Source organism: Massilimicrobiota sp. An142 (assembly GCF_002160725.1).
GTDB lineage: Bacteria > Bacillota_I > Bacilli_A > Erysipelotrichales > Coprobacillaceae > Allocoprobacillus > Allocoprobacillus merdigallinarum.
Genome location: NZ_NFLD01000053.1, coordinates 1 through 10,744 on the forward strand (window position 1 = coordinate 1; position 10,744 = coordinate 10,744).

At 27.6% G+C, this 10,744-nt stretch carries 14 protein-coding genes; 11 read left to right on the plus strand and 3 right to left on the minus strand.

What is annotated here, in order from left to right:
- On the minus strand, positions 1–383 hold a 383-nt coding region (locus B5E87_RS14090), incomplete at its 3' end, for a hypothetical protein (protein ID WP_143746914.1).
- 329 nt (positions 384–712) lie between these two features.
- Here B5E87_RS14090 and B5E87_RS14100 point away from each other — a divergent pair.
- The gene (locus B5E87_RS14100) at positions 713–1,339 is read left to right on the plus strand and encodes a nuclease-related domain-containing protein (protein WP_087245941.1); all 627 of its coding nucleotides are present in this window, start codon (positions 713–715) and stop codon (positions 1,337–1,339) included.
- A 313-nt stretch (positions 1,340–1,652) separates the two neighbouring features.
- Here B5E87_RS14100 and B5E87_RS14105 read toward each other — a convergent pair whose 3' ends face one another.
- On the minus strand, positions 1,653–2,057 hold the full coding sequence (locus tag B5E87_RS14105) for a hypothetical protein (protein WP_087245943.1): 405 nt from the start codon (positions 2,055–2,057) through the stop codon (positions 1,653–1,655).
- Positions 2,058–2,593: 536 nt separating this feature from the next.
- Here B5E87_RS14105 and B5E87_RS14110 point away from each other — a divergent pair.
- From B5E87_RS14110 to B5E87_RS14150, 10 genes are all read left to right on the plus strand, one after another.
- Positions 2,594–3,424 carry a hypothetical protein gene (locus B5E87_RS14110; RefSeq protein WP_087245945.1) on the plus strand — a complete coding sequence of 277 codons (831 nt, stop codon included), beginning with the start codon at positions 2,594–2,596 and terminating at the stop codon, positions 3,422–3,424.
- A 10-nt stretch (positions 3,425–3,434) separates the two neighbouring features.
- A complete protein-coding gene (locus B5E87_RS14115; protein WP_087245947.1) occupies positions 3,435–3,977 on the plus strand; it encodes a hypothetical protein in 543 nt (180 codons plus the stop codon).
- A 218-nt stretch (positions 3,978–4,195) separates the two neighbouring features.
- On the plus strand, positions 4,196–4,879 hold the full coding sequence (locus B5E87_RS14120) for a flavodoxin (protein ID WP_087245949.1): 684 nt from the start codon (positions 4,196–4,198) through the stop codon (positions 4,877–4,879).
- Between the two features lie 33 nt (positions 4,880–4,912).
- Positions 4,913–5,524, plus strand: a complete 612-nt coding sequence (locus tag B5E87_RS14125; protein WP_158095629.1) for a DUF4405 domain-containing protein — start codon at positions 4,913–4,915, stop codon at positions 5,522–5,524.
- A gap of 37 nt (positions 5,525–5,561) precedes the next feature.
- Complete coding sequence (locus B5E87_RS15130; protein ID WP_158095630.1) at positions 5,562–5,732, plus strand: MerR family transcriptional regulator; 171 nt, start codon at positions 5,562–5,564, stop codon at positions 5,730–5,732.
- An 11-nt stretch (positions 5,733–5,743) separates the two neighbouring features.
- Positions 5,744–5,908, plus strand: coding sequence for a MerR family transcriptional regulator (locus B5E87_RS15135; RefSeq protein WP_158095631.1), 165 nt, complete (start codon positions 5,744–5,746; stop codon positions 5,906–5,908).
- Positions 5,909–6,017: 109 nt separating this feature from the next.
- Positions 6,018–6,515, plus strand: coding sequence for a cyclophilin-like fold protein (locus B5E87_RS14135; protein WP_087245955.1), 498 nt, complete (start codon positions 6,018–6,020; stop codon positions 6,513–6,515).
- Positions 6,516–6,561: 46 nt separating this feature from the next.
- Positions 6,562–6,945, plus strand: a complete 384-nt coding sequence (locus B5E87_RS14140) for a cyclophilin-like fold protein (RefSeq protein WP_164483559.1) — start codon at positions 6,562–6,564, stop codon at positions 6,943–6,945.
- A gap of 359 nt (positions 6,946–7,304) precedes the next feature.
- Positions 7,305–8,288 carry an aldo/keto reductase gene (locus B5E87_RS14145; RefSeq protein WP_087245963.1) on the plus strand — a complete coding sequence of 328 codons (984 nt, stop codon included), beginning with the start codon at positions 7,305–7,307 and terminating at the stop codon, positions 8,286–8,288.
- Between the two features lie 70 nt (positions 8,289–8,358).
- Entirely contained in the window at positions 8,359–9,036 is a 678-nt protein-coding gene (locus tag B5E87_RS14150; RefSeq protein WP_087245959.1) for a LysR family transcriptional regulator, read from the plus strand.
- A gap of 14 nt (positions 9,037–9,050) precedes the next feature.
- Here B5E87_RS14150 and B5E87_RS14155 read toward each other — a convergent pair whose 3' ends face one another.
- Complete coding sequence (locus B5E87_RS14155; protein WP_087245961.1) at positions 9,051–9,512, minus strand: hypothetical protein; 462 nt, start codon at positions 9,510–9,512, stop codon at positions 9,051–9,053.
- Positions 9,513–10,744: the final 1,232 nt, after the last annotated feature.

Sequence of the window (10,744 nt, forward strand, 5' to 3'; positions counted from 1 at the left end):
TGTTGCAGTTTTTCAAATTCATCTTGATTTTCTTGGGAATATTTTCCGCTAATTGAAAATTGTGCATAAGTGTTTGCATCATGCAATGAATAATGTAATGCAGATGTTTTTAAATAAATCGTGTCTTCATAATAAATATGAGGATATTGAAATATATCACAATCACGAAATAAAATAAGCAAATCTTTTTCATTATATTGACTTCTTTGAAACTTAGCTTCATCTAATCCCCTGGCATATCCTTTTATTTGAGTGGAATGAAAAAAAGAATCATCATCTTTATTCTCAACGTATAAATCTAATCTCCAAGAGCAAAACCAAAGAAACAGGAGACTTAATATTGACGATAGACCTAATAGAGAAATGATGATTTTTTTTAACATAAATACTCCTTTAATAATCTATAAGATTTTTTGATGTATTTTAGTTGTTTTAATATAAAAAAGCATGATGAATTTTGATAGTATTTTCCCGTTTCATAACACATTAATTCTTCATTGAGCATTGCGTGATTAAATGACATATATCCATCTTTCCTTTCTAAATATATTGCTTTCAAATATATCACTCCAGCGGTATACCACTATTACTAGTATTTTATCATGTTTATACATTTAAGACAAAATTTAAGAATAATAATTAAATTAGATTCTGTATTTACTGAGCAAAAGTTTTTTTATATAATTATGATGTTGAAAAGATAGGGATAGAAATGGATAACAAATCAAAAATTAAATATCTAAAATTTGGAGTGGTTATAGGCTATGTTTGTGTAACAATATTTGTTATATATTTTTTATATAGTTTTATTGCTGGACGTGTCACTGCTCCTTTAGGCAGCGATGAGTGGTATGTTCAATTTGAAAAATCAAGCCAATTAAAGTCAAATCTTCCTATTGCTTTTATATTCATGGTTATTGGTTCAGCTTTAATATATTTTTGTCAAAGACCATATCAAAGATTAAAAAGTGGTATTCAAGGAGAGGCAAGAACACAGAATGTATTAGAAAACCTACCTTCAAACTATACTATTCTATCTAATATTCCTATTGAATATGAAGGTCAGAGAAGTGAGATAGACAATCTTATTTTAAGCAACAAAGGGATTGTTATTGTTGAAACGAAGAATTATAAAGGCAATATTCAAGGTAATGAAGATGATAGGGAATGGAAAATCACTAAAACATCAGGAAAAGGAAACCATTATCAAGATTCTATAAAAAACCCTATCAAACAGGTAAAAAGACAAACATATATACTGTCACAGATTTTAAAACAAAATCAGATTCATTGTTGGATTGATGGATATGTATTCATACATCAAGCACATGTTTTGTAAATTCTGATGTTGTTTTTACTCATTCTGGTAATTTGATTCAGACAATTCTATCTTCAGGAAAAGAAAATACTTTAAGTGAAGAGGATATGGAAAGAATTAAGAAAGTATTAGGCCAATAAAAAATACCAACCGAAGAAGGGTTGGTGTTTTAATTATAATATGAATCCAAAAAAATCTGTAAATGAAGTAAATATTTTAAAAATTTCTCGTTTTCCATACTATTCAATCAGAAGTTTTATTAAAAGTTCGATTTGTCTCATTTTTTAGGGATTTTTTTATGACGGTGAAAGTTATAACAATAACAACTATTTCATTATTTCTTTTCCCAAATCATAGTTTCTTTATCTTCTGATTCAAAACCACAAGTTTCCCAGAATTCATATGCATCTTTGTCTGAAGGATTTAAGTTAATTGAATTAAAATATTTGTTAATCAAATTGATTCCGTTTTGCTGAATATCTGAGATGATGGATTGTCCAATTCTTTGTCTTTGCTTAGACTTAACAACTTCAAATTCATAAATTGTAAGTGATTCTCCTTCTAATGCTAAAGAAATGAAAGCTATTGGAATATTGGGTTCAGATTCCCTATAATAATAAAGTGTATACGTATCGATTCCATACAAACATCCATATGGAAATTGACTAATCTCGCCACGTTTTTTATATTCTTTTAGAAGTTTATCGTCACATTGTTTATATTTGATATCCGTCTTCATACTTACTCCTCCTCTTTGTTATATAAATACAGTATTTTGAGATGGCTCCCATAGGTTATTTGGGTTATTATTCCCGAATAGGTAAAGCCTTTATATTGTTTTCTGATTTTATTATTACTATCATTCTTGAACATTGTCAACAATCTATCCCAATATCCTATACCAGCTATTATAGTAAAAATAAGAAAAAACAAACATCATCAATCTATGTCGAAATATCCAAAACAAATTTATGCATTTCACAAATTTTGCATTGAGAAAAGTTTGCGTTTATGGTATAATACATGTGTAATAAAAAATTATACATATCATATGAAATAGTCTTTTTTTACACTGCTATATGATTATTCTCATGTAAAAACACCGGAAGTCGAAGACATCTGCACCACCTCAATTGCATAAAGTGCAGTTAATTGCAAATAATCATTATAAGTAGTTAAAGAATATAATATCGATTTTGTATGATAAAAGTGTAGAAAACATAATACTGAAATAAAATGATATAGATATAAAATATATATTTGGGGTAAGGATATGTGAAAAGAGAAGATATCAGCAATCTTCATGGTAAGGAATATGATAAAGCTGTAAAAAGATTAAAAAGAAAGACGACTGTTAAGAAGATATTATCTGATATTGTAGGAGTTGTCTTATTTTTTGGAATTATTTTTGGTGGATATAAATTATGGTCTGATTATAAATCAGGAAATGCTTATAATGATGATTCATACAAAATAGAAACAAAAAGAGATAGTAGTTATAATGGTATATATAGTTTAACAAAACTAGATGAAAATGGTAATAACACTTGGGATGGACTTATGCTTTATGTTGAAAACGATAAAGTTGTAAGTTGTGCTAATTATGACTTTTATACTTTTGATGATTTAAGTGAAATGAACGGTGGAAAGAAAGTTGATGAGTCATATTTTGAAATGGGCGATCAAGATATATCTGAATTTGGTGATAAAGTTAATTCGATTAAAATTCCTAAATCTAAAAATTTTAGTTACATAAAGAATGGTTTTTCAGTATCTGGTGGAATTACTTATTTGGGTAATGGCGGAATTCCTGTTGTAAAAGGAGCTTTTCTATGTACAGATAAAATCGATTTTGATAAAGTTACAGATACAAGTACAGATTACGATTATATGAAATCATGTGATATTGTTTCTGGATATGATGAAGATAGTCAGGAAGTATGGTTAAGCAAATTATTGTCTAATGAGAAATCAATTTATCATGATGGTTATAAGTTAATTCATTATAGCGGATATGATGATTTAAATAAGAATTGTAAATTAGACAACGGAAGTTGTATTGAAGGATTAAATAAAGATTTAGGTACTAATTTATCTGAGTGGTAGGAGGTATAGAATGAAAAAAATATTTTATATAGCAGGATTAATAATGTGCATTGCTTTAGTAGGTTGTTCTAATAATTCGTCAGAAAATATAGATAATGAAACACAAAATAATACTGAAAGTGTAACATATGTTATGACAGAAGAGTCTGAAGATATTGATAGTGAAACAAATGAGTGGTTTGATATAACAAATAAATATCAATTAAGTATTATTTTTATTAATGATAGTGTACATGAAGTACAGATGAAATCAGAATATGATTATTCTAAAGCCTCAACGACTTATGTAAATGAATTGTATGAGGATAATAAAGCTACACTAGTAGATGAATATAATAAAAATTCAGGAGTTGAAATGAGTATTTCTAAAAATGATAAAAATATTATATTAGAATCAGCATACGAATTACAAGAAATTGATAATGCTACAATAAAAGATTATATTCATATTAATTGTGGATTAGACCCAGAAAAATATAATGATGACGGAACATATCCATTAAGCGATTTAGAAAAAGCTTTAGAGGAAAAAGGGTTTACTAAAGAATCTTAATACTTTGCAATAAAAGCCTAGATGAGAGTTGATAATTTTCAACTCTTTTTATTTTTGGAATTTTTTGTAATGAGTAAAATATCTTTATTTGAGGTATGGATACGATTAGAGAGTCTACACTTACAAATGCTTTATAAGCATGGCTCAATATGATTGATAAGTATTAGACATATGGTTGTTTGTTAGATAAGATGTAGTTAGAAAGGAAGTGGAAGGATATGAAAAAAATTAAATGCCTTTTATTCGTATTTTGTGTATGTCTATTAAGTGCATGTCAAAGCAATGACAATGTATCAAAGGTTAATGAACAACAGAGTGTTTCTGTACCTAACGAAACGATAAGTTCAGATGGAAAAATATTGATTGCTTATTTTACATGGGCAGATAATACACATGTGGATGATCCATCAAGTGTAGATGTTGATGCTTCGACATCAGCCAGTGTTTTAGCACCAGGTAATACAGAAAAAGTCGCACATTTTATTCAGGAGCAAGTTGGTGGAGATATGTTTTCTATTATTGTAGATGAACCTTATTCCAGTGACTATGATGAATGTTTAGATCGTGCTTCAGACGAACTTGCACAACAGACAAGACCTACAATTGTAGATACAGTCAAAAATATGGATGAATATGATGTTATATTTTTAGGTTATCCGAACTGGTGGTCTTCATGTCCAATGGCCATTTTCTCATTTATCGAAAGTTATGATTTATCCAACAAAACTATTATTCCATTTTGTGCACATGGGACAGGTGGACTGGGAAGAAGTATTGAAGACTTACAGGATGCTTTACCTCATAGTACACTGCTAGATGCATTTGGTGTTTATCGCCCTGATACAGATAGCTGTCAAGATGATGTCAATCAATGGTTATCAGATATAGGAATGGTTGATTAGATGAAAAAGAATAAAATCATTTTAGATATCATCATGACAATATTATTAATTGTTGTGATGGGGTATCATCTATGGTCAAATTTTGTACATGAGTGGCTTGGAGTCATCCTATGTCTGTTATTTATATGGCATCATATTTGGAATAGAAAATGGTATACAACATTGTTTAAAGGAAAATATACACCAGTAAGAATCTTTCAAATCGTCATCAATACATGTTTATTCATTGCTATGATATGGACTGCTGTAAGTGGCTTTATGATTTCAAGAGATGTCCTAAGCTTTATAGATCTAGGAGGAACATCTTTAGGAAGAACAGTGCATCTGGTTTCTTCATCATGGCTATATATTGTGATGTCTATTCACATTGGATTTCATTTCAATACGATGATGGCAAAATTGAAAAGAAGTTCGTTATATATAAGACATCATCAAATATTCCATATAGTTATGATAGCCGTTCTCGTTTGTGGTTTGTTTGTCTTTTATCAAAGAAGAATGTGGCAAGATATGTTCTTTATGACTGAATTTAAGTTCTTTGATTTTTCAGAATTGAAACTTCGTTTTTACTTGGATTATTTATTGATTATGGTGACATTTTCATTGATAGGAAACCAATTATTAAAACGAATAGCAGTTAAGTAAAATATGTAGAAATACTTATTGATAAGGTGGTGAAACAATGAATATCAATGAAATCAGTTTAGCATATAATGTTCCTATTGACTGTATTCAGGATTTTGAAAATCAAGGTTTTTTTGATGAAGTCAAACAAATAAATGGAAAAAAGATATATGAAGAAAAAGACATACAAAAGCTTAGTTTTCTTATGACTTTAAAAAATGAGGAATGAGTATACAGGATATGAAAAAGTATATTCAATATATAAGTGAAGGTGATAGTACCCTATCACAAAGAATAGATATGCTGACAAGATATCGACAGACTTTATTGGAAAAAGCGCATACTTGTTATAAATCTATTGATATATTGGATTATTTTATTTATCTAATGAAAACTAAACAATAAATATATCATATTGAAATTTATGTTGGATTTAAAGTTCTTATTAACAAATGAATGATATCATTCTGTTTTTAATTAAGATGATTCAAAGTTGAAATAAGGGAGGGTTAGTATGAAAAATATTATCAAAATAGTATTATCCTTAGTGATGTGTTTTTTTCTATGGGGTTGTCAAAATCAGACAGAACCAAATCGTACAAGTACGATACAAACTCAGGATCATCAGGAAACTGTTGAACAAGATGTGACATCAAAAGAGTCTAAAAAAATCAGTGTCACTTCGAATAGACAAATCACTATTTTTGAATTAAACGATAGCCAAGCAGCAAACTCATTATATGAACAATTACCACTGACTATTGAAGTAGAAAATTATAGTGATAATGAAAAAATATTTTATCCACCTGTTGATTTAACAATGACAGATGCAGTGAGTGCTAATGCTGTAACAGGAACATTAGCCTATTATGAACCATGGACAAATGTAGTCATGTTTTATGAAGATTTTGGCAGTGCCAGTGGTCTTTATGAACTAGGACAAGCCATTTCAGGAAGTGAATATATTGAAGATATGTCAGGGACAATAGAAATTGAAGCATATCTTGAATAAATATATCATGAAATGATTTTGAATGAAAATAATAGAATAATATCGAATGAAAAGTAAAAAGAAGCTGATAATTATGATGATTCAGATTGGTGAAAAAACTTTAAAGGCATCATTGGTTGATAATTCTTCTACAAAAGCATTAAAAGAAAAGCTTCAAAATGGCTCAATCACAATTGAAATGGAAGATTATGCAAGCATGGAAAAAGTAGGTGATTTGGGATTCCATTTACCAACCAATGATCAAAGCATAACAACTGAAGCTTGTGATTTGATTTTGTATTTAGGACATATGTTTGTCATTTATTATCGACCTAATACATGGAATTTTACTCAATTGGGTCAAATACAGGGAATTTCTAAAAGTGAATTGATGGGAATTCTTGGTCAAGGAAATGTCACTGTGACATTATCACTTGATGAAGAGAATTGATAGAAGGGATTAAATGATTTTTTAATCCTTTTCGTCTATATTTATATTTCATGAAAGATGTCATAGATTGATAGTAAAGAATAGAATAACAGTGCAACAGGATTTTAGAAAGAATTTAAGTAGACATTTTATAAAAAATGTCAATATATAGACTTTATAAAATCTTTGTAAATTGTTTTTTTATGTAAGAAAGAATAATATAATAGATGTCGAGATAGCCATGATATATATGAATATATCTATTTAATAGTTGTCTTATATAAATGAAGAATGAAAATATTTTGATGACTGGACGGTAGTTATGAATGGATGATTATACATGGAAAGATAAAAACATTGATTTGAAGGAGGTCAAATATATGAAATATACAATGTTGGGAAATAGTGATTTAAAAGTATCAAAAGTATGTTTGGGATGTATGGGATTTGGTGATGCAACAAAGGGAATGCATTCTTGGACTTTGCCAGAAGATAAATCTAGAGAAATTATAAAGTATGCGCTAGATAATGGTATTAACTTTTTTGATACAGCGATGGCTTATCAGGGAGGAACAAGTGAAGAATTTTTAGGTAGAGCAATCAAAGATTTTGCAAGAAGAGAAGATGTTGTGATTGCGACTAAATTTTCAGCAAGAACACCTGAAGAAATTGCAAATGGTATTTCTGGAAAGCAACATGTCAGAAATTGTTTAGAAGCCAGTTTAAAACGTTTGAATATGGATTATGTTGATTTATATATTTGTCATTCTTGGGATGATCATACACCTATTGAAGATATATTAGAAGGATTACATGAATTGATTCAAGAAGGAAAAGTAAGATATATCGGTATTTCAAACTGCTTTGCTTATCAGCTTGCGAAAGCTAATGCCATTGCTCGTGCGAAAGGTTATGAAGAATTTATTTCCATTCAAGGACATTATAATTTGATCTTTAGAGAAGAAGAACGTGAAATGGCTAAACTTTGTAAAGAAGATAACATTGCTATGACACCATATAGTGCTTTGGCATCAGGAAGATTAGCTAAACATCCAGGAGAACAATCAAAAAGAATGCAGGAAGATAGCTATGCCAAAGGCAAATATGATGCTACAGAAAAACAAGATAGAATCATTATTGATAGAGTTATGGAATTAGCTGAAAAACACAATGTGTCAATGACTGAAATTTCATTATCATGGTTAATGTCAAAAGTGGCTTCACCTATTGTTGGCGCAACAAAACTTCATCATATTGATGGAGCTGTGAAAGCAACTGAATTAGAACTAACAGATGAAGAAAAAGCCTATTTGGAAGAACCATATCAACCTCATCGTTTAGTAGGAATGATGGCTCAAAAATAATAGATTTAAGGTGACTATAAACAAGAAGTATAAGCTTCTTGTTTATTGTTTTTATAGAAGGGATATCAACATGGAACTAAGAGTATTAAAATATTTTTTAATGGTTGCCAGGGAAGAAAATATAACAAAGGCTGCAGAATTGCTTCATATTACACAGCCCACTTTATCAAGACAATTAATTCAATTAGAAGATGAATTAGGCATTCAGTTATTTGAAAGAAAACAACATAGCATTGAACTCACAAGTGAAGGCATGCTTTTTAGACAAAGAGCACAAGAGATGATACAAATTGAAGAAAAAATAAAAGAAGATTTTAATCATGATGCCCAGCATATCACAGGTTTAATAACGATTGGCTGTGGAGAAGCTTTAGGAGTGAAATATTTATCTCAAATAGTAAGTCGTTTTTCAAAAGATAATCCTTTGGTTAAATTTGAAATTATTACAGCTAATTCTGATACGATTAAAAATAATCTTGATAAAGGCATTGTGGATTTAGGTTTATTAGTAGAACCAGTAGATATAACGAAATATAATTTTAAAAAAATGGCACAAAAAGAACAATGGGGAATTTTAACAAAAAGTGATTCTTCCCTCGCAAAGAAATCATTGATTAAACCTCAGTTTCTTCAAACTGTACTTTTTGTTAAAGTTAACATTGCAATAACTATAAAATCAACTTTACAAAGGAGCTTTAAGAAGTATTTACAATTATTCATAAATAGTGATTTATTTAGTTACTGTTAAATTAATAGTTTGATTCAATGTACAAATATACGATCTATAATCTTATAAAAATGCATAACATATAAATAGTTAAATAAGAACATACTAGCAAAAATTGAAATAAATGCACAAAACCAACCGCTACCAATAAAAGTAGTCCATACATAATACATAGCAAAGTATAATGCTATTATGATAGGAATAAAAATGATATTATAAGTTATTAACTCTATAGAAATATCTTTCTTAATATTTTCATTTATATTTTTTAAATATGTTATAAATGTAATAAGTACTATTATTGCGCATGCAATAGATATTGGAATAAAAAAGCTGAATGTAGCAAAACTTAGTAATATTTCATATATATTTTCTGTTTGTTCACCAAAAAAACCAAAGTTATATAAGAAAATAACTAATACAATATTTATAATGTTAAAAATGATATTAGACATATAATAATTATATTGGTTCATTACATGATATATTTTTTTCATAAAAATCCTTCCTTTTGTTTTTAATTTTATGCAAATTTATAAACTATAAATAGAATGAAGAAGTTTTTGACCTTCACTTGTATATCTTAATTGACAGATTTTTAAATTATATGATCAAGTGATTTTATAAGCGTGATTAAGGAATAGAGTACATATATTTTTTTCAAAATCTAAATTGTAAAAACTTATATTCTAGTTCGACATAATAAATTATGATAAAATGATAATTTAAAGCATATAATAATGGTGTTTAATAATCAGCAAACAGTGAAGAACATTTAACTAGATTTTATAAAAGATATACTATTTTCGTTCATATAGCATTATCCTAAACGATTTTTTTAGTTATGTTTAAAAAACTTTTTATTCGTTGTTATTATGTTCCATATTTACTTTCACTTAAAAATATTTTTATCAAAAAATAGTAAAATATATTTTAATGCAGTTTCATTATTTAAATTTATTGTAACTGATTAAATAATGTTAAAAAATCAATGAAAAACAATTACCATGGAAAGTGTTTTTTTATAATTTTATAGCTAAACTTTTATTTCTATAAAAATTTTATCATAAACAAATACTTCTTTATATACTATTTGTGTAAGTGGTAATTTATTTGCGTAAGTGGTATGAATATTTATATCCATATTTGATTTATTATAATATATTGATTGTTTTTATTATGTTATACAACCAAACAAAAAAGGGGAGGGAAAATTCATAAAGTAATAACATATACTTTAGCATCATTTCAAAGTGATAGTTCTCTACAATAGAATAAAATGTATTTACTTTTTATATTGGAAAAGATAAATAGTTTAATTTCCTGAATAAATATGTTAGTTAATAGGCAATATTTATTGGAATATAATAGAATAGAATTCAAATGATCTATTAAACGATAAAATTGATAGATTTTTATAGTTAAATCAGTAACTAAATTGAAAAAATCTTTAGTTTTTAAATTTCCATGATTTAAATATAAAAAGGTTTAAATCATGATATTGAAATGATATAGAGAAACAATCACGAAATAAACCTTTTTAATTTTTTGATGAAAAAGTTTATCATATATATGAAAAATTATTTTAGTTAATAAATTTTAATAAAATTTGAATATTTCACTTTAAAAATCGAATAGTATTACTTGTTTGATGTCGTCATCACACCTGTGTGATGACGATTTTTCTTTTATTTTTGTTTTTCTTTGTAAGCACTAAATAATAAAGTCT

What these genes read in the sequence shown, in the direction of transcription:
- B5E87_RS14140 (WP_164483559.1), top strand. Translation starts at nt 6,562, where the DNA reads ATGAAAAGTAAAAAGAAGCTGATAATTATGATGATTCAGATTGGTGAA.
- B5E87_RS14150 (WP_087245959.1), top strand. Translation starts at nt 8,359, where the DNA reads ATGGAACTAAGAGTATTAAAATATTTTTTAATGGTTGCCAGGGAAGAA.
- B5E87_RS14100 (WP_087245941.1), top strand. Translation starts at nt 713, where the DNA reads ATGGATAACAAATCAAAAATTAAATATCTAAAATTTGGAGTGGTTATA.
- B5E87_RS14120 (WP_087245949.1), top strand. Translation starts at nt 4,196, where the DNA reads ATGAAAAAAATTAAATGCCTTTTATTCGTATTTTGTGTATGTCTATTA.
- B5E87_RS14105 (WP_087245943.1), bottom strand. Translation starts at nt 2,057, where the DNA reads ATGAAGACGGATATCAAATATAAACAATGTGACGATAAACTTCTAAAA.
- B5E87_RS14155 (WP_087245961.1), bottom strand. Translation starts at nt 9,512, where the DNA reads ATGAAAAAAATATATCATGTAATGAACCAATATAATTATTATATGTCT.
- B5E87_RS15130 (WP_158095630.1), top strand. Translation starts at nt 5,562, where the DNA reads ATGAATATCAATGAAATCAGTTTAGCATATAATGTTCCTATTGACTGT.
- B5E87_RS14135 (WP_087245955.1), top strand. Translation starts at nt 6,018, where the DNA reads ATGAAAAATATTATCAAAATAGTATTATCCTTAGTGATGTGTTTTTTT.
- B5E87_RS14145 (WP_087245963.1), top strand. Translation starts at nt 7,305, where the DNA reads ATGAAATATACAATGTTGGGAAATAGTGATTTAAAAGTATCAAAAGTA.
- B5E87_RS14115 (WP_087245947.1), top strand. Translation starts at nt 3,435, where the DNA reads ATGAAAAAAATATTTTATATAGCAGGATTAATAATGTGCATTGCTTTA.
- B5E87_RS14125 (WP_158095629.1), top strand. Translation starts at nt 4,913, where the DNA reads ATGACAATATTATTAATTGTTGTGATGGGGTATCATCTATGGTCAAAT.
- B5E87_RS15135 (WP_158095631.1), top strand. Translation starts at nt 5,744, where the DNA reads ATGAAAAAGTATATTCAATATATAAGTGAAGGTGATAGTACCCTATCA.